This window comes from Pseudomonas sp. 5P_5.1_Bac1, from assembly GCF_025466015.1.
Taxonomy (GTDB): domain Bacteria; phylum Pseudomonadota; class Gammaproteobacteria; order Pseudomonadales; family Pseudomonadaceae; genus Aquipseudomonas.
On sequence record NZ_JANLNX010000050.1, the window covers coordinates 152,567 to 171,458 of the forward strand.

The window sequence follows — 18,892 nt, forward strand, 5'->3', positions numbered from 1 at the left end:
ATTCGGTGATCGGCCCCGACCGCGCCGGATAAGCGCGGCCAGGGTGATGGACGTTTAGTAATCGATAGGGTCGCGGACGATCGGGCAGGTCATGCAGTGACCGCCGCCGCGGCCACGGCCCAGCTCGCCGGCGCTGATGGTGATGACTTCGATGCCGGCCTTGCGCAGCAGAGTGTTGGTGTAGGTGTTGCGGTCGTAGCCGATGACCACGCCGGGCTCCAGCGCCACCACGTTGTTGCCGTCATCCCATTGCTCGCGTTCGGCGGCAAAGCTGTTGCCGCCGGTTTCGACGACGCGCAGCTCTTTCAGGTTGAGGGACTCGGCAACCACTTCGATGAACGACTTGTGCTCGCGACGAACGTCCAGGCCGTAAGGCTTGCTGGCGTCCTGGCGAATGACGAACGGCACGATTTCCTTGACCACTTCCGGGAAGACCGTGACCAGGTCGCGGTCGCAGAAGCTGAACACGGTGTCCAGGTGCATTGCTGCGCGGGATTTCGGCAGGCCGGCGACCACGACTTTCTCTACTGCGCCCTTGGCGAACAGGGACTGTGCGAGCTGGCCGATGGCTTGGCGCGAGGTGCGCTCGCCCATGCCGATCAACACCACGCCATTGCCGATCGGCATGACGTCGCCGCCTTCCAGGGTGGCCTGACCGTGGTCTTTATCCGGGTCGCCGTACCAGATTTCGAAGTCGGCGTTGACGAACTCGGGGTGGAATTTGTAGATGGCGCTGGTCAGCAGGGTTTCCTGACGTCGCGCTGGCCAGTACATCGGGTTGAGCGTCACGCCGCCGTAGATCCAGCAGGTGGTGTCGCGAGTGAACTGGGTGTTGGGCAGCGGCGGCAGCAGGAAGCTGGAGTGGCCCAGGTAGTCGCGGTACATCTTGATGACGCTGGCGCCTTCGCTTTCCGGCAGGTCTTCACCGGCGACGCCGCCGATCAGGAACTCGGCAAGACGGCGTGGTTCCAGGCCTTCCAGCCAGCTGCGCACTTCGTTGGTCAGGCCGACACCGACGGTGTCAGGGGTGATCTTGCGGTCCAGAATCCACTTCAGTGCTTCGGGGTTCTGAATGGTTTCAGTCAGCAGGTTGTGCATTTCCAGCACTTCGACACCGCGCTCACGCATCTTGGTGACGAAATCGAAGTGGTCGCGCTTGGCCTGGTTGACCCAGATGACGTCGTCGAACAACAGGTCGTCGCAGTTGCTCGGCGTCAGGCGCTGATGCGCCAGGCCTGGGGAGCAAACCATCACTTTGCGTAGTTTGCCGGCTTCGGAATGGACACCGTACTTAACTTTTTCCGTGGACATGGTTTCTTTCCTCCAAATTGCGAATACGGGGGTTACAGAGTCAGGAAGCCGTCATACAGACCGTAGGCCGCCACCAGGGCGCCAGCGATCACAGCGGCGAAGATCAATTTCTCCACGTTGGTAAAAATCGGTTGGCCGATCTCGCGCTTGGCCTTGGCGAACAGGATCACGCCAGGGGCATAGAGCAGGGCCGAGAGCAGCAGGTATTTGACGCCACCGGCGTACAGCAGCCAGATCGCGTAGATGAGTGCGATGCCGCCGATGATCAGGTCTTTCTTGCGTTCGGCCAGGGCGTTCTCGTAAGTCTCGCTACGCACCGCCAGCAGTACCGCATACGCCGCCGACCACAGGTAAGGCACCAGGATCATCGAGGTGGCGAGGTAGATCAGCGACAGGTAAGTACTGGCCGAGAACAGGGTGATGACCAGGAAGATCTGCACCATCGCGTTGGTCAGCCACAGGGCGTTGGCCGGCACGTGGTTGGCGTTTTCGCGGCGCAGGAACTCCGGCATGGTGTGGTCTTTGGCGGCGGCGAACATGATCTCCGCGCACAGCAGCACCCACGACAGCAGGGCCCCGAGCAGCGAGATGATCAAGCCGACGCTGATCAGCACCGCGCCCCAGTGACCGACCACGTGCTCAAGCACGGCGGCCATCGACGGGTTCTGCAGTTTGGCCAGCTCGGGCTGAGTCATGATGCCCAGCGACAGCACGTTCACCAGCACCAGGAACAGCAGCACAGTGATGAAGCCGATGACGGTGGCCTTGCCCACGTCGGAGCGCTTTTCCGCCCGTGCCGAGAAGATGCTCGCGCCTTCGATGCCGATGAACACCCACACGGTGACCAGCATCATGTTGCGCACCTGATTCATCACGCTGCCCAGGTCCGGGTTCATGCTGCCCCAGATGTCAGCGGTGAAAATGTCCAGCTTGAAGGCGAACAGCGCGATGAGGATGAACAGCGCCAGCGGCACGACCTTGGCGATGGTGGTCACCAGGTTGATGAACGCCGCCTCCTTGATCCCGCGTAGCACCAGGAAGTGCACGGCCCAGAGCAGCACGGAGGCGCCGACGATGGCCGCCGGGGTGTTGCCCTCGCCGAAGATCGGGAAGAAGTAGCCGAGGGTGCTGAACAGCAGCACGAAGTAACCGACGTTACCCAGCCAGGCGCTGATCCAGTAACCCCAGGCTGACGAGAAGCCCATGTAGTCGCCGAAACCGGCCTTGGCATAGGCATACACCCCGCCATCCAGGTTGGGTTTGCGGTTGGCCAGGGTCTGGAACACGAAGGCCAGGGTCAGCATGCCGACGGCGGTAATCGCCCAGCCAATCAGAACGGCGCCGACATCGGCACTGGCAGCCATGTTTTGCGGTAATGAGAAGATCCCGCCACCAATCATGGAGCCGACTACAAGTGCGACCAGCGCACCCAGTCGAAGTTTTCCGGGAGTGTCTGACATGGTTTGCTCCATTTCAGAAGAGAGAGGCTCAACAATAAAACGATTGTTCGAATCGGATGCTGACTCAGGTCAGTTCATTGGTACATTCCATTGTTGGTGAATGACTGAAAGAGCCACCGATAGATGCCGTCATCTTTCCGGAAGCCTTGTGCTACGCCGCCTCTGCGAATATAGAGTGATCGCTCGGTCGGCTCGCGAGAGTTGAAACTAGCCCCTTTCCATGAATTCGCAACCTTTTAGCGAGAAAAAATCTTATTTACTTGATGAAGCGGAATTAGTGCACAAAACTCTCCGATAAGTGTGCGTTCTTTAGAGGTAAGGGTTATTAAATTAGTTTGCTTATAACCACAAGTTAGTAAAAAAATCTGTACAGGCTTATTTGCTGGAAAACTACGAAAAAATAGGGGATTTAAATGTCCGAACCGGGACAAAAGTTGCGCTTGGGTGCACTTGTGGCATTGGTGGTGGGGTCGATGATCGGCGGCGGGATCTTTTCCCTGCCGCAGAACATGGCTGCACGTGCCGATGTCGGCGCGGTGCTGATCGGCTGGGGCATTACCGCCATCGGCATGCTGGCGCTGGCCTTCGTGTTCCAGAGCCTGGCCAACCGCAAGCCGGAACTCGACTCCGGCGTGTATGCCTACGCCAAGGCCGGCTTCGGCGACTACATGGGGTTCTCGTCGGCGTGGGGTTACTGGATCAGCGCCTGGCTGGGCAACGTCGGTTATTTCGTGCTGCTGTTCAGCACCCTCGGCCTGTACTTCCCGGCCTTCGGCGAAGGCAACACACCGCTGGCCATCGGCTGCGCCTCGCTGCTGCTGTGGTCGGTGCATTTCCTGGTGCTGCGCGGGATCAAGGAGGCGGCGTTCATCAACCAGGTCACCACGGTGGCCAAGGTCGTGCCGCTGATCCTGTTCATCATCATTGCCGCCGTGGCGTTTCGCATGGACATCTTCACCCGCGACATCTGGGGCCTGAGCAACCCGAGCTTTGGCGGCGTGCTTGACCAGGTGCGCAACATGATGCTGGTGACGGTGTTCGTGTTCATCGGCATCGAGGGCGCGAGTATCTATTCAGGCCGGGCGCAGAAGCGCTCGGACGTCGGCAAGGCCACGGTGATCGGCTTTCTCGGCGTGCTGGCCTTGCTGGTGCTGGTCAACGTGCTGTCGCTGGGGGTGATGACCCAGCCGGAACTGGCGGCGCTGCACAACCCGTCGTTGGCTTCGGTGCTGGAGCATATCGTCGGGCCCTGGGGCGCCTTGCTGATCAGCCTGGGGCTGGCGGTGTCGCTGCTGGGGGCGTTGCTGTCGTGGGCCTTGCTCTGTGCCGAGATCCTCTTTGCCACGGCGCGGGACAAGACCATGCCGCGCTTCCTCACCAAGGAAAACGCCAACCAGGTGCCGGCCAATGCGTTGTGGCTGACCAACTGCATGATCCAGGTGTTCTTGTTGATCACCCTGTTCTCCGCCGGGACCTACACCAGCCTGATCTACCTCGCCTCGTCGATGATCCTGGTGCCGTACCTGTGGTCGGCGGCCTATGCCGTGCTGCTGGCGCTGCGGGGCGAAACGTACGAGGGATTCGCCGGCGCGCGGCGCAAGGATCTGGCGGTGGGCCTGGTGGCGCTGTTGTATGCGGTCTGGCTGTTGTATGCCGGTGGGCTGAAATACCTGCTGCTCTCGGCGCTGCTGTATGCGCCGGGGGTGATCCTGTTCGCCAGGGCCAAGAGAGAACAGGGCCAGCCGCTGTTCACCGGCTGGGAAAAACTGATCTTTGCGGCGGTGCTGGCGGGGGCGGGGCTGGCGGCGTTCGGGTTGTATAGCGGGGTGTTGAGTCTGTGAGGTTTGGCCTTATCGCGACGGTTAGGCGCCCCGACACGTTCGCTCCTACACCGGAAGTAGTTGGGGCATAGCCTCCACAGGACCTCTGAGCGTGTAGGAGCGAGCTTGCTCGCGATCAGCAACTGTCGGACCATCCGGCTTCAACCGACCCCAACCCCGAAGCCGGCCGATCCCATTTCAGCGGTGCGCCGGTCACCAGCAGCGGCGGCTTGAGCCGTCGCGCCGGGCCCCAGGCGGTGTGCTCCGGCCACGCATCGAGGTCATCCACCGTCTCCGCTGCCAACGGCAAATCCGCCGACACCGTCCCCTGTTCTACCAGCCATTTCGCCGTCCGCGCCAGCGATAGCCGCGCCTGGCTGCCCGCTCCGCTGGCCAGGCGCTCGCTCAGGCCGCGAATCGCCGCGGCGGCCATCAGGTAGCCGGTGGCATGATCCAGCGCCTGCACCGGTAGCGGCACCGGGCGACTTGCCTGCTGCCAGCGCATGCCTTCGCGGGCAATGCCGGTGCTCATCTGCACCAGGCTGTCGAAACCCCGCCGCAACCGCCAGGGCCCGGTCCAGCCGTAGGCGTTGAGGCTGACGTCGATCAGGCCGGGGTTCAACCGGCGCCGCTGTTCGTCGCCGTAACCCAGGCGCTCCAGCGCATCGGCGCGATAGCCGTGGATCAGGATGTTGGCCTCACTCAGCAGCCGTTCGAACACGGCCCGGTCGGCAGTCGAGTGCAGGTCCAGCCGCGCGCAGCGCTTGCCCAGGGTGACTTCGGCGGCGACGCCGGGTTCGTCCCAGCCGGGCGGGTCGATACGCAATACATCCGCGCCGAAACCGGCCAGCAGGCGGGTGGCGGTGGGGCCGGCGAGGATCCGCGTCAGGTCCAGCACCCGCACCCCGGCCAGCGGCCGTCCGGGGTTTCCAGTCCAGAGGCTGCGGCTGTCGCTGGCGAAGGTCTGGCGATGAATCAGCGGCTCGGCGTTTACCGCCAGCCCCTGCGGATGGTTCGACCAGTCCTGGCAACCGCGCATCTGCGCCGCGCAGCCGCCAGACTCGACGATGGCGTCTTCCAGTTCCCCCGCCGACCAGCCCAGCACCTGCCGCGCCATGGCTTCGCGGTCGCTGGCAGGGCCCAGCACCCGTTCCGCCACGGCGCGATGGTGCGGGGCGTTGGTGTGCAGGCGGATCCAGCCGTCGCGGGTCTGATAGTCGCCGGCGATCGGGTCCCACAACGGTGGCACCTGCCAGCCGCGCGGGCGCAGGCTGCTGGCGAACCAGAAGGCGCTCAGGCGGCGGTCTACCTGGACGCTGGGGTATTCGCCGGTCTGCTGTTCCAGGAGATCGGCGATAGCGATCCCTGCTGCGGCGATGCTCACGGCGGCTATTTCGGTCACGGCGAAGGCCGAGGGCAGGGCGCCCGCGGCGCAAAAGCGCACGGCGTCCTCCGTGGGAGGCGCCAGGGCGAGGTCGTGGGCGATGGTGCCGAGCCTGTTCAGCATCGTTTGTCCCTCCTTGAGTCGAAGGGACAAGTGCAGTACATCCCGGCGCGTCGGTCAAACCTTGAACTGATCCATCAGCTTCATCTGCTGCGACGACAGGCTGTTGAGCTGGCTGCTGACCTGCGCCGACTGGTCGGCCTGATGGGTCAGGGTCTCGGTCACGCTGCGGATTGCCGAGACGTTGCGGTTGACCTCCTCGGCCACCGCGCTCTGTTCTTCGGCGGCGCTGGCGATCTGCAGGTTCATGTCGCTGATCACCGTCACCGCTTCGCTGATGCGGTCCAGCGCCTTAACTGCGTGGGTGATCTGGCCGGCGTTTTCCTGGGCTTTCTCGTGGCTGGCGTGCATGGTCGCGACGACGTCGCGGGTGTGGGTTTGCAGGCGCTCGATCACATGGCGGATTTCTTCCACTGAGTCTTGCGTGCGCTTGGCCAGGTTGCGCACCTCGTCGGCGACCACCGCGAAGCCGCGACCGCTCTCGCCGGCGCGGGCCGCTTCAATGGCGGCGTTGAGGGCCAGCAGGTTGGTCTGCTCGGCGATGCTGCGGATCACTTCCAGTACCGAACCGATCTGCTCGCTGGTGCTGGCCAGGGTTTCCACTTCGCCCACCGCCAGGCTGACGGTGTCGGCCAGGTGAGCGATATCGCGGGTGCTGCGCTCGATGATCGCCATGCCTTCGCGGGCCGAACGGTCAGCGCCACGGGCGGCTTCAGCGGCGCTGGAGGCGCTGTTGGCAACGTCGTGGGCGGTGGCGCTCATCTCGTTGGAGGCGGTGGCTACCTGATCGATTTCGCGGAACTGCACATGCATGCCTTCGCTGGTGCGGCGGGCGATGTCCGAAGACTGGTCGGCGGTGGCGCGGGCCTGGGTGATGCTCTGCTTGATCTGCGCGATGGTCGGTTGCAGCTTGTCGAGGAAGCGGTTGAAGCCCTGGGTCAGGCGGCCCAGCTCATCGCGACGGCTGTAGTTCAGGCGCTGGGTCAGGTCGCCTTCGCCGCTGGCGATATCTTCGAGCATGTGCGCCACGCTATTGATCGGGCGGGTCACGCCGGTAGCGGTCAGCCACATCAGCAACAGCCCGCCGAGGCCGGCGAGGGTGGCGAACAGCAGCACCTTCAGGGTGCCGGCGGTGCGGGCGTCATCGAGGGTTTTCTGCAGGCTGATGGCGTCGGCCAGCAGTACGTTGCGCGGCAGGTCGATCACGATGCCCCAGGGCTTGCTGTCGCTGATCGGCTGCACCGGGAACAGGGCGCGCACATTCGCGTCGCGTTCGAACACTTGCGGCTGGCCGCTGGCGAACGCCTGCAGCAGTTGCTTGCCGTGTTCACCGAAGGCGTCTTCGATTTTCTTGCTGACCAGCGCGGGATCGTTGCTGTTGGCTGCCAGCACACCGCTGGACGAGGCGATGGTCAGGTGCCCGGCGCCGTTGAACAGCGATTGCTGGGCTTTCACCGCAGCGCTTTGCAGCGAGTCGAGAGCGATATCGACGCCGGTCACGCCGATGACCTTGCCACCTTCCACCAGCGGCAGGGTGATGCTGGTCATCAGCACCCGTTTGCCGCCGACCGTATCGGCATAGGGCTCCAGCAGGCAGGGTTTGCCGCTGTCGCGGGAGCAGGTGTACCAGACGTTGAACGGCGAGCCGCTGAGGGTGAGCTCGGTGTTGTTCAGTTCGGTGTTGCCGATGACCGTGTTCAGGGCGCTGCCCTGAGCCCGGCTCCAGTAGCTGCCGAAGCGGCCGCTGGCGCCGCTCAGGCGGGCCTCGTCGTTGGCGAATTCGCTGTCGCGACCGTCGAGGGTATCGGGCTCGAAGGCCATCCAGACGCCGAGCAGCTCGGGGTTGCGCTCGAAGGTGGTGCGCAATGCCTGGTTGATCGCCTGGCGCAGGTCACCGGCCGGGATCGACTGGCGCTGACCCAGGCGCCGCAGGTCGAGAACCTGGTCGGCGAGCGCGGTGGCCACCGTCTGGCTGTCGCTGAAGGTGCGTTGCAGCAACTCGGCTTTTTCGCTGGCGCGGGCCAGCAGCAGGGCCTGGACGTTGCGGGTGAGCATGGCGCTGCTGGCCTCGCCCACCAGAGCATCGTTCTGGCGTGACTGGTAGAGGTTGATACCAACGATCAGGGCGACCACGCCCAACAGGCTTATCCCGGACAGCAGGATGATTTTCAGGCGGATGGAGAGCGTGTCGAACATGGACGTACTCGCTAAATGGGCAATTATTTTTTTAAGCCTGACGGTTCGATTCGCCAGGTCCCTCTTAGCGGTATCAGGCCATCGGCCCGGAAACTTTAGCCGTGAGCGCGCGCCGACGAGCGGTTTTTCAGGTCAATGGGTACCGATTCCGGGCGCGACCAGATCCACAGGTTGCCCAGGCTCATGCCGCCGATGGCGAGAAACACCGGCCAGCGGTGCTCGAGGAACACCAGCATCACGGTGGCGCAGAGCAGCATGCTGAGGGTGGCGCTGACTTTGGCGCGGCGCTGGATCACCTTGCCGTTGCGCCAGTTATGCAGGATCGGGCCGAACAGCCGGTGGTTTTCCAGCCAGGCACTCAAGCGCGGCGAGCTGCGGGTGGCGGCCCAGGCGGCGAGGAGAATGAATTCGGTGGTGGGCAGGCCGGGCACGACGATGGCGATCAGGCCGATGCCCAGGCTGACGTAGGCCAGCAGGCCATAGAGCAGACGGGACAGTTTGGAGCGGAGTGGCTGGGTCATGGGCTCGTCGACGGCACGGTTGGGTGATCCGGCCATCATGATGATGGCCGGCGCACACTTAGGCCAGTTCGGCTTTAGGCGCAGTTGCGTAAGCGTGTTTCAGCAACTGGGTGAAACGCTCGAAGGCGGCGACCGCGCCCTGTTCGGCGGCGGCGTCTTCTTCCGGGCTCAGTTCCAGGCTGTCGAGGGTGCGGGTGAAGCTCTTCCAGCCTTCGGCACGGCCGCCAGCAGGTTCGCCGAGGTGACGGGCGCCGAAGCTGTCGGACAGCTCAAGGGCGGCGGCGCGCTTGATCAGGAAGGCGGCGCCGAGCTTGGAGCCTTCGGAGACGAACAGCCAGGCCAGGGCGGCGCCCAGGCTCGGGTTCTGCAGGGCGCCAGGGAAATCGGCGGGCACGGCGGTGTCGAGGTCGGCCAGGTCCAGGCGTGCGGCGTCGGCGCGGCAGCGGTCGGCCAGGTCAGGGAAAATGGCGATCAGTTTCGGATCGGTGTACAGCGCTTTCAGTTCGTTCTGGAACAGGTACTGGGCGACCACGAAGCGGGCGAAGTTCTCGCGGGTTTCGAACGGTGCGTGGGATTTGACCAGAGCGTCCAGTTCGGCGTGCGGTGCGTGGGTAACCTGGTTCAGGCGTTGCGAGCGCAGGGCGGCGCGTTCGGTGTTGGCTGTCATTGAGAATTCCTTGCGAATGGGGCGGGCCTTGTAACTAGACGTGCAAGGAGACGCGCGACAGTAAAAAAACCTCACCTTTGCGGGGTGAGGTTTTTTGGCGGGGCCGGCTTGATGAGGCCGGTATGGCCTCGAATTACCTCAGATCAGATATCCCACACCAGATTGATCGCAAAGTTGCGACCCGGCATGGTCAGGCGATCCATGTTGGCCGGCGCGGTGGCGGCAGCTTCGCCCAGGCCGTCGTAGCCGCGGACGTCATCCCACTGCCAGTATTTCTTGTCGGTCAGGTTGTACAGGCCGGCGTTGACGGTGACGTCGTCGGTGACCTTGTAGAACCCGGTCAGGTCGAGCACGCCGTAGCCCGGGCTGCGGAACTGTTTGCTGGTGCCGTCCGGGGCGAAGAAGCTCTGGTCGTCGACCCGGTTCTTGCGCTTGACCAGTGTCCAGCTGACCAGTGCACCGTACTGCTCCTGCTCGTAGCCCAGGCCGAACACGCCGGTCAGCGGGTTCACGCTGTTGATCGGCTGGCCGGTGTCTTCGTTCTTGCCCCAGGCGTAGGCCAGCGAGGCCTGGGTGTACAGGCCGGCAGGTGCGCCGAAGTGATCGAGGTTCAGACGGCCTTTGAACTCCGCGCCCTTGATGGTGGCGTTCTTGATGTTGTTGGCTTCGAAGTCCTTGTTGATGTCAGAGCCCTGCACCGCGTCTTCGTTGATGAAATCGCGGTACTTGTTATAGAACACCGCCACATCGAAGTTGCCCGCGTCGAAGTTGCCGCGCAGACCGGTTTCGTAGCTCTTGCTCTTCTCCGGTTCCAGGTTCGGGTTGCCCTGCACGCTGTAGCCCTGGCCCGGGTTTTCGAAGCGACCGTAGAGCGCCTTGGCGGTCGGGGTGCGGAAGCCCTCGGCGTACTGGCCGTACCAGGTGTAGTTGTCGTTGAAGGCGTAGGTCACGCCGAACTTGGGCGAGACGCGGTGCCATTTCTTTTCTTCCAGGTTGACCGGCTCGTTGGTGGACGCGATGCCGCGCAGGAACTCGTCGGTGGCGCGAGGCTTGAGGCGGGTCTGGTCGTAGCGCACGCCCGGCAGGAAGGTCCACTGGTTCCAGCGGATTTCATCCTGGGCGAAGGCGCTGTAGGTGTTGACGGTCGGGTCCGGGAAGTCGCTGACTTCGACCAGCGCGCTGGACGCCAGCGGACGCCCGGCGACGCAGCCGAAACCGGTGGTCAGGCAGGTGGCGGTGCCGCTGCGCGAGCCGGTGACCTTGTTCTGCTTGAAGGTCGCGCCATAGGTCAGCAGATGTTCGGTTTCACCAAGGCTGAAGGCCTTGTCCAACTGGGCGTCGAGGATCCACTGACGGTCCTTGTAGGTGGTCTTGCGATCGCGGTACAGGGTGTAGACCATCGGCCGGTAGATTTCTTCGGTGCGCTGGTCGGTCTTGCCGATCTGGTAGTTAAGGCTCCACTTCACGTGGTCGGCCAGCAGGCTGTCGAGGCCGAACTCGTTGGCGATGCCGATGCGCTCGCGGGTGACCACGTCACTGCCGGTGCGGTTCTGGTAGAAGTTCAGCGGGCTCGGGGTGAACGGGCCGCCGACGGCGCTTTTCTGGTTGAGGTCGCGGTCGTCCTTGTAGTGCTCGTAGGTCAGCGCCAGGCGTGCGTCGTCGGCGTAGTTCCAGCCCAGCTTGGCGAGCACGTTGGTGGTTTGCACGTCCTCGGGGTTGGCGGCGGTGCGGTTCAGGCCGGTACCGCCGTGGTCGGCGTAGGACTCGGTCTCGTGACCGTCGCGACGGCTCAGGTGCAGCAGGCCGTCGAAGTCACCCTGGCGGGCGGCCACGGTGCCGGATTTGAGCCAGCTGTTGTCGGCCGAGCTGTAGCCGGTTTTCAGGCGGGCGCCGACGTCCTGGCCGGGCTTGATGATGTCGTCCGGGTCGAGGGTGAAATAGCTCACCGCGCCGCCGATGGCGTTGCTGCCGTAGAGCACCGAGGCCGGGCCGCGGAGGATTTCCACGCGCTTGACGATTTCCGGGTCGACGTAATTGCGCTGGGTTTGCGCGTACGGGCCGAAGAAGTAGCTGTCGGGAATGGCCACGCCGTCGATCTGGGTGAGGATTCGCTCGCCGTCGATGCCGCGGATGTTGTAGCCGTTCAGGCCGCTGCGCTGGCCGGTGCCGCTGACCGACACGCCCGGTTCGTAGCGCACCAGATCCTTGATGCTGTTGACGTTCTGCCGGTCGAGCTGTTCGCGGGTCTGCACGGTGACGGTGCTGGGCACCTGGCTGACGTCCTGGGCGCTGCGGGTGGCGCTGACGGTCACCTGTTGCAGGGCGATGGCCTGGGATCGGGTGCGCTCGATCACCACGTTGTTGTTGCTGAGCTTGCGGTAGTTCAGGCCGGTGCCGGTCAGCAGGCGCTGCAGGGCTTGCTCGGGCGACAGGGAGCCTTGCACGCCCGGCGAGGCGACGCCTTCGGCCAGTTCGGCGGACAGGCCGATCTGCCAGCCGGTGACCGCGGTGAAGGCGTTCAGTGCCGAAACCAGTGGTTGCTGGGCGATGGCGAAGCGGTAGTCACCCATGCGCTGGGCCGGGGCTTGCGCCGGTTCGGCGGCCAGGGCCGGCAGGCTGCAGGCGCCGCTGGCGAGCATGGCCAGGGTCAACAGGGACAGCGTGCAACGCTGCAGGCCTGGTGTACGTGGGGTGACTCGACGGGTGGATCCGGTAGACATCGAAAAGCGCTCCCTGTCGCGCGTTGTTATAGGATGCGTCCGACTCAAAAATAAGAATCAGTTGCATTGGCTATAACGAGACGTGTGACGGCAGGGGATCGCGTAAAAAAAGGTTTCTGTTCTCTGATGACGCTGTAGGAGCGAGCTTGCTCGCGAAGGCCACCCCACACGGTGGGTGGTTGAACCTGCCGTGGCGGCGGAAGGGGCCGGCAGCGTGGCCACCTAGACCCCCCAAAGCCCAACCCTAAAAAATCAGCGGATCAGTTGAGGATCACAACGGCAGGAAATTCCCGGACCTGCGCCGAGGTGATATGGGCCAGGGAACGCACGGCTTCGAGCGGCTGGTCGAGGCGATAATTGCCGGTCACCGCGACCTGATCGAGCGCGCCGTTGGTGCTGATGATCCAGCCGGGGTAGTAGCGGCGCAGTTCGGCGAGCACCTGGCTCAGCGGGCAGTTCTCGAAGATCAGCCGGCCTTCGACCCAGGCCAGGTCTTTCTGCAGGTCGGCGCGTTCGCGCTGGCTGAAACCGTTGGGGCCGACGCGGATGCTGTCGCCGCTGCTCAGGCGAATGCGCTGGTCGCTGCTGGCGAGCAGGTCGACATCGCCGCGCTGGACCCGCACCTGGGCTTCGCCATTGAGATAGCGCACGGCGAAATCGCTGTCGCGCACGCTGGCACGCAACGGCCCGGCCTGCAGTTCAAGCGGCTGGGTACGCCCGGCAGTCACTTCGAAGAAGGCTTCGCCCTGATACAGGCGGGCAACGCGCTGGCGGGTGTCGATGTCGCTGGAGAACGCCGAGTTGGTGTTAAGCAGCACCCGCGAACCATCGTCCAGTTGCACGCGCTGGCGCTCGCCGACCACGGTGAGGTGATCGGCTTGCAAACGCACGGGCAGGTTGCCGACGGTAAACACGCCGACCAACAACACCGCCGCCGTCGCCAGCGGTTTCCAGTGTGGACGCAGGCGGGCGAGAGGCGAAGGTTTGCGTTTTTCATGCAACTGGCCCGCAGCCTGGCGCAGGGTGTTGCCGTTCCACAATGCTTCGGCTTCGACGTAGGCGGGGGCGTTGGCGGGGTCGGCTTCGAGCCAGGCTTCGAAGGCCTGGGTGTCTTCGGCGCTGGCGCATTGCAGGCGGATCAGCCAGTCCAGGGCCTCGCCCATGGCTCTGTCGCAGGCAGCCGGGTCCGGCGGCGAAGGGCTATGAGAGGGGTGGTCTGTCACGGGTGATCCTTGCGGCGAGGCGGGCGTAGATGGACGTCATGATCGGGGCTAACGACGGATCAGGCAAGCGGCCATCAGTTACCGTTGAGTCGATCGGCCACACCCATGCAGATCGCCATGATCAGTTTCAGTTCCTTCTGCACGGTGCTGGCCGAGACGTCCAGTTGCTCGGCGATCTCCAGGTAACTGGCGCCGTGCAGGCGGCTGAGGATGAAGATGCGCTGCTGGCGCGGGGTGAGTTGCGCCAGCGAACTGCTCAGGCGCTTGAGCAGTTGCGCGGCATGGGCGGCGTCTTCGGCGCTGCCCACGGGAGCGGCGACGTTGTGCAGGATTTGTTCGGGCACGTCATCGACCACGGTGCGCGACTGCACCCGGCGCGCGCGCAGGTGATCGAGGGCAAGGTTGCGCGCGGTCTGGAACACGAAGGGCTCCAGGTGTTCGATAGGCCGCTCGCCAAGGGCGCGGGTGACCCGCAGGTAGGTTTCCTGAAGCAGGTCTTCGGCGGTGCTGGGGTTGTCCACCATGCGCTGCAAAGTGCGCAGCAGGGTGACCCGCTGGGCAAGGAAAACGGAGTTGAAGTGGGACTGGCTCACGGCGATACCCGAGCGGAATTTGCTAATGATAATGCTTATCATCAACCCCGTTGGTCAAGCACGAAGTACGACAAGGGTGTCAGTCGTCGTATGAAAATTCCCCGGCTGACACCCGCAAAGCCCCGTCTACCGCGCGCTCCACAGCGCCAGGCAGTTATCCAGCATCCGGTTGGAAAAGCCCCACTCGTTGTCGTACCACGCCATCACCTTGAGCAGTTTGCCGCTGGCCTTGGTGTGGTTGGCGTCGAAGATGGACGACAGCGGGTTGTGGTTGAAGTCGCACGACACCAGCGGCAGGTCGTTGTAGCCGAGGATCGGTGAGTTGCGGCTGGCTTCCTTGAACAGCGCGTTGACCTCCTCGGCGGTGGTTTCGCGGGCGAGGGTGACGGTCAGGTCCACCAGCGACACGTTGATCACCGGCACCCGCACCGCCATGCCGGTCAGTTTGCCGGCCAGTTCCGGCAACACCAGGCCCACCGCTTCGGCGGCGCCGGTCTTGCTCGGGATCATCGACTGGGTCGCGGCGCGGGCGCGGAACGGGTCGCTGTGGTAGCCGTCGGTCAGGCTCTGGTCGTTGGTGTAGGCGTGGATGGTGGTCATCAGCCCTTGCTCGATGCCCAGTTCGCGGTGCAGCACCTGGGCCACCGGGGCCAGGCAGTTGGTGGTGCAGGAGGCGTTGGAGATGATCTGGTGCGAGGCGCGCAGGATGTCGTGGTTGACGCCATAGACTACAGTGGCATCCGCGCCCTTGGCCGGCGCCGAGATGATCACCTTGCGCGCCCCGGCGGCAAGATGGCCGGCCGCCTTGGCGCGGTCGGTGAACAGCCCGGTGCATTCGAACACCACATCGACGGCCTCGGCTTTCCACGGCAACTCCGCCGGGTTGCGGATGGCGCTGACGGCGATCCGGTCGCCATTGACCGTGAGGCTCTCCTGATCGAATTCCACGGTGCCAGCAAAGTGGCCGTGGACGCTGTCGTACTGGAGCAGGTGGGCGTTGATGGCGCTGTCGCCGAGGTCGTTGATGGCGACGACTTGCAGGCCCTGGCGGTAGCCTTGGGTATAGAGTGCGCGGAGCAGGTTGCGGCCGATACGGCCAAAGCCATTGATTGCGATCCGGATGGTCATGGGACACCTCATGCGTCGCGCTGATTTTTGTTGTTTGAATAACTAGATTATTCAGTAACAGCCAGAAAACAAGCTGCAGTGTCGGCAATATTTTGTTTTAAATACTACCTATGATCGGTGGATACCTTGATTGCCCCCTCTTCTTGAGCCTAGGCCGCAATCGTTTGGAAGGGAAACCGCCGCAGTGTTTGCAACCACCGTTTAGCCTGGAGTCCAGTTCATGCATCCGCGCATCCTTGAGGTCACCGAACGGTTGATCGCCCGTAGTCGTCCCACCCGAGAACGCTACCTGCAACTGATTCGTGGCGCGGCCAGCGATGGCCCGATGCGTGCCCGCCTGCAATGCGCCAACTTCGCCCACGGCGTGGCCGGCTGCGGCACCGAGGACAAGCAGAGCCTGCGCCTGACCAACGCCGCCAACGTCGCCATCATTTCCGCCTACAACGACCTGTTGTCCGCGCACCAGCCCTACGAGCACTACCCCGAGCAGATCAAGCGCGCCCTGCGCGACGTCGGCTCGGTGGGTCAGTTCGCCGGCGGGGTGCCGGCCATGTGCGACGGCGTCACCCAGGGCGAGCCGGGCATGGAACTGGGCATCGCCAGCCGCGAAGTGATCGCCATGTCCACCGCCATCGCGCTGTCGCACAACCTGTTCGATGCGGCGCTGTTGTTGGGGATCTGCGACAAGATCGTCCCCGGCCTGCTGATGGGTGCGCTGCGTTTCGGCCATCTGCCGATGCTGTTCGTCCCCGGTGGGCCAATGCCTTCGGGGATTTCCAACAAGGAAAAAGCCGAAGTGCGCCAGCGCTACGCCGAGGGCAAGGCCACCCGCGAGCAGTTGCTCGAATCGGAGATGAAGTCCTATCACAGCCCCGGCACCTGCACCTTCTACGGCACCGCCAATACCAACCAGTTGCTGATGGAAGTGATGGGCCTGCACTTGCCGGGCGCGTCCTTCGTCAATCCGTACACGCCGCTGCGCGATGCCCTGACCGTCGAGGCCGCGCAGCAGGTCACCCGCCTGACCAAGGCCAACGGCGCGTTCACGCCGCTGGGCGAGATCGTCGACGAGAAGGTGCTGGTCAACTCGGTCGTCGCGCTGCACGCCACCGGCGGTTCCACCAACCACACCCTGCACATCCCGGCCATTGCCCAGGCCGCTGGCATCCAGTTGACCTGGCAGGACATGGCCGAGCTGTCCGAGGTGGTGCCGACCCTGTGCCACGTCTATCCCAACGGCAAGGCCGATATCAATCACTTCCAGGCCGCGGGCGGCATGTCCTTCCTGATCCGCGAACTGCTCGACGCCGGGCTGCTTCACGAAGACGTCAACACCATCGCCGGCCACGGCCTGCGCCGCTACACCCAGGAGCCGTTTCTCGACGGCGAGCGCCTGGTCTGGCGCGAGGGGCCGGCGCAGAGCCTCGACGAATCGATCCTGCGTCCGGTGGCGCGGCCGTTTTCGCCGGAAGGCGGCTTGCGGGTGATGGAAGGCAATATCGGCCGCGGGGTGATGAAAGTTTCCGCAGTGGCCGCCGAGCACCAAGTGGTGGAAGCGCCGGCGCGGGTGTTCCACGACCAGCAGGAATTGGCCGACGCCTTCAAGGCCGGTGAGCTGGAGCGGGACTTTGTCGCCGTGGTGCGTTTCCAGGGCCCGCGCTGCAACGGCATGCCCGAACTGCACAAGATGACGCCGTTCCTCGGGGTGCTCCAGGACCGTGGTTTCAAGGTCGCGCTGGTCACCGACGGGCGCATGTCCGGCGCCTCGGGCAAGATCCCCGCAGCCATTCACGTCTGCCCCGAAGCCTATGACGGCGGGCCGCTGGCGCGGGTGCGCGACGGCGATATCGTGCGCGTCGATGGCAACAGCGGCACGTTGCTCGTGCGGGTCTCGGAAGAAGAACTGGCCAGCCGCGAACTGCCGGCGGCACCGCTGGGCAATGACCTGGGCTGCGGCCGCGAACTGTTCGGTTTCCTGCGTCAGGCACTGAGCCCGGCGGAGAAGGGCGCCAGCGCCTTCACCTCGGCACTGGAGGGTTGCAAATGAAGGTCGCGCTGGTCGGTGATATCGGCGGTACCAATGCCCGTTTCGCCCTGTGGCGCGACGATGCCCTGCACGCCGTGCGGGTCTTTGCGACGGCGGACTACACCAGCCCCGAACAGGCCATCGGCGTGTACCTGGCCGAACAGGGCATTGCCCGTGGTGAGCTGGATGCCGTGTGTCTTGCGGTGGCCGGGCCGGTGTCCGGCGACGAATTCCGTTTCACCAACAGCCACTGGCGCCTGAGCCGCGAGGCGTTTTGCGCGACGTTGCAGGTGCCGCATCTGCTGCTGATCAATGATTTCTCGGCCATGGCCCTGGGCATGACCCGGCTGCGCGACAACGAGCGCACCACGGTCTGTGAAGGCGAGGCGGACCTGACGCGCCCGGCGCTGATCATCGGTCCGGGCACCGGCCTCGGTGTCGGCAGCCTGCTGCGCCTCGAAGAGGGGCGCTGGCTGGCGATGCCGGGCGAGGGCGGGCATGTCGACCTGCCGGTGGGCAACGCACGGGAGGCGGCGATCCGCGAAGTCATTGCCGAACAGACCGGCCACGTCAGCGCCGAAACCGTACTCAGCGGCGGCGGCTTGCTGCGCTTGTACCAGGCCATCTGCACCCTCGACGGCCACACGCCGACGCTGACCACACCCGCCGCCATCACCGACGCCGCGCTGGCGGGCGAGCCGCTGGCACTGGCGGTGATCGAACAGTTCAGCCGCTTCCTGGGCCGGGTCGCCGGCAACAATGTGCTGACCCTCGGCGGTCGCGCTGGCGTGTACATCGTCGGCGGCGTGATCCCGCGTTTCGCCGGGCTGTTCCTGCGCAGCGGTTTTGCCGAAAGCTTCGCTGACAAAGGCTGCATGAGCGGCTACTTCAAGGGCGTGCCGGTGTGGCTGGTGACCGCGGAGTTTTCCGGGCTGCTGGGCGCCGGGGTGGCTTTGCAGCAGGCGCTGGGCTAGGGTCATTGCGCATCGACAGACAAGGACCCGCCGTTGTGAGCAAGTCGATTCTGCTGGTCGACGACGACCAGGAAATCCGTGAATTGCTGCAGACCTACCTGAGCCGCAGCGGCTTCCAGGTACAGGCCGTCGCCGATGGCGCGGGCTTTCGCCAGGCGCTGGATGCCGGCGCCTGCGACCTGGTGATCCTCGACGTTATGCTGCCCGACGAAGACGGTTTCAGCCTGTGCCGCTGGGTGCGCCAGCACCCGCGTCAGGCCCAGGTGCCGATCATCATGCTGACCGCCAGCTCCGACGAAGCCGACCGCATCATCGGCCTGGAACTGGGCGCCGACGACTACCTCGGCAAACCGTTCAGCCCGCGCGAGTTGCTGGCGCGGATCAAGGCGCTGTTGCGCCGCGCCGGCTTCCAGGCGCCGGGGGGCGAGGTGCTGGTCTTCGATGAGTGGCGCCTGGACACGGTCAGCCACCGCCTGTTCCACCGCGACGGCGAGGAAGTGATTCTGTCCGGCGCCGACTTCGCCTTGCTCAAACTGTTTCTCGATCACCCGCAGCAGATCCTCGACCGCGACACCATCGGCAACGCCACTCGAGGCCGCGAGCCGATGCCGCTGGACCGGATCATCGACATGGCGGTCAGCCGCCTGCGCCAGCGCCTGCGTGACACCGACAAACCGCCGCGGCTGATCCGCACCGTGCGCGGCAGCGGCTACCTGCTGGCGGCCAGCGTTGCGCCCTCGCACTGAGGG

Annotated in this window: 14 protein-coding genes and 1 pseudogene; 4 read left to right on the forward strand and 11 right to left on the reverse strand. The window is 64.5% G+C overall.

The genetic code is table 11. The features are described from left to right. Positions 1-54: 54 nt before the first annotated feature. Both arcA and arcD (NTD82_RS10475) read right to left on the reverse strand, forming a co-directional pair. Positions 55-1,311 carry an arginine deiminase gene (gene arcA, locus NTD82_RS10470; protein WP_095154277.1) on the reverse strand — a complete coding sequence of 419 codons (1,257 nt, stop codon included), beginning with the start codon at positions 1,309-1,311 and terminating at the stop codon, positions 55-57. A 32-nt stretch (positions 1,312-1,343) separates the two neighbouring features. Next, on the reverse strand, positions 1,344-2,771 hold the full coding sequence (arcD, locus tag NTD82_RS10475) for an arginine-ornithine antiporter (protein WP_095154275.1): 1,428 nt from the start codon (positions 2,769-2,771) through the stop codon (positions 1,344-1,346). Between the two features lie 413 nt (positions 2,772-3,184). Between arcD (NTD82_RS10475) and arcD (NTD82_RS10480) the strand changes: the two genes are divergently transcribed. Continuing rightward, the gene (gene arcD / locus NTD82_RS10480) at positions 3,185-4,612 is read left to right on the forward strand and encodes an arginine-ornithine antiporter (RefSeq protein ID WP_262128692.1); all 1,428 of its coding nucleotides are present in this window, start codon (positions 3,185-3,187) and stop codon (positions 4,610-4,612) included. A gap of 115 nt (positions 4,613-4,727) precedes the next feature. Here arcD (NTD82_RS10480) and NTD82_RS10485 read toward each other — a convergent pair whose 3' ends face one another. The 9 genes and pseudogenes from NTD82_RS10485 to gap form a co-directional block, all read right to left on the reverse strand. Further along, complete coding sequence (locus tag NTD82_RS10485; RefSeq protein ID WP_262128693.1) at positions 4,728-6,098, reverse strand: CoA transferase; 1,371 nt, start codon at positions 6,096-6,098, stop codon at positions 4,728-4,730. A gap of 54 nt (positions 6,099-6,152) precedes the next feature. Continuing rightward, positions 6,153-6,908, reverse strand: a complete 756-nt coding sequence (locus NTD82_RS29280; protein WP_371864268.1) for a methyl-accepting chemotaxis protein — start codon at positions 6,906-6,908, stop codon at positions 6,153-6,155. Between the two features lie 102 nt (positions 6,909-7,010). Beyond that, a pseudogene (locus NTD82_RS29285) lies at positions 7,011-8,291 on the reverse strand (HAMP domain-containing protein); the annotation flags it as partial. 95 nt (positions 8,292-8,386) lie between these two features. After that, the gene (locus tag NTD82_RS10495; protein WP_095154271.1) at positions 8,387-8,812 is read right to left on the reverse strand and encodes a YbaN family protein; all 426 of its coding nucleotides are present in this window, start codon (positions 8,810-8,812) and stop codon (positions 8,387-8,389) included. A gap of 58 nt (positions 8,813-8,870) precedes the next feature. After that, positions 8,871-9,479 (reverse strand): biliverdin-producing heme oxygenase, encoded by a 609-nt coding sequence (locus NTD82_RS10500; RefSeq protein WP_262128695.1) that lies wholly within the window; start codon positions 9,477-9,479, stop codon positions 8,871-8,873. Between the two features lie 143 nt (positions 9,480-9,622). After that, entirely contained in the window at positions 9,623-12,199 is a 2,577-nt protein-coding gene (locus tag NTD82_RS10505; protein ID WP_095154268.1) for a TonB-dependent receptor, read from the reverse strand. A 260-nt stretch (positions 12,200-12,459) separates the two neighbouring features. Continuing rightward, positions 12,460-13,422: a FecR family protein gene (locus NTD82_RS10510; RefSeq protein ID WP_262128696.1), complete on the reverse strand. Its 963-nt coding sequence runs from the start codon at positions 13,420-13,422 to the stop codon at positions 12,460-12,462. Between the two features lie 74 nt (positions 13,423-13,496). Continuing rightward, positions 13,497-14,015 carry an RNA polymerase sigma factor gene (locus NTD82_RS10515; RefSeq protein ID WP_262128697.1) on the reverse strand — a complete coding sequence of 173 codons (519 nt, stop codon included), beginning with the start codon at positions 14,013-14,015 and terminating at the stop codon, positions 13,497-13,499. Between the two features lie 126 nt (positions 14,016-14,141). Continuing rightward, on the reverse strand, positions 14,142-15,143 hold the full coding sequence (gene gap, locus NTD82_RS10520; RefSeq protein WP_095154266.1) for a type I glyceraldehyde-3-phosphate dehydrogenase: 1,002 nt from the start codon (positions 15,141-15,143) through the stop codon (positions 14,142-14,144). A gap of 220 nt (positions 15,144-15,363) precedes the next feature. Here gap and edd point away from each other — a divergent pair, with 220 nt between their 5' ends. From edd to NTD82_RS10535, 3 genes are read left to right on the forward strand one after another with little or no spacing between them, the layout of a single operon-like run. Beyond that, entirely contained in the window at positions 15,364-17,190 is a 1,827-nt protein-coding gene (gene edd / locus NTD82_RS10525; protein WP_110968135.1) for a phosphogluconate dehydratase, read from the forward strand. Then, entirely contained in the window at positions 17,187-18,143 is a 957-nt protein-coding gene (locus NTD82_RS10530; protein ID WP_095154264.1) for a glucokinase, read from the forward strand. Before edd ends, NTD82_RS10530 begins: the two co-directional genes overlap by 4 nt. A gap of 35 nt (positions 18,144-18,178) precedes the next feature. Beyond that, positions 18,179-18,889, forward strand: coding sequence for a response regulator (locus tag NTD82_RS10535; RefSeq protein WP_262128698.1), 711 nt, complete (start codon positions 18,179-18,181; stop codon positions 18,887-18,889). Positions 18,890-18,892: the final 3 nt, after the last annotated feature.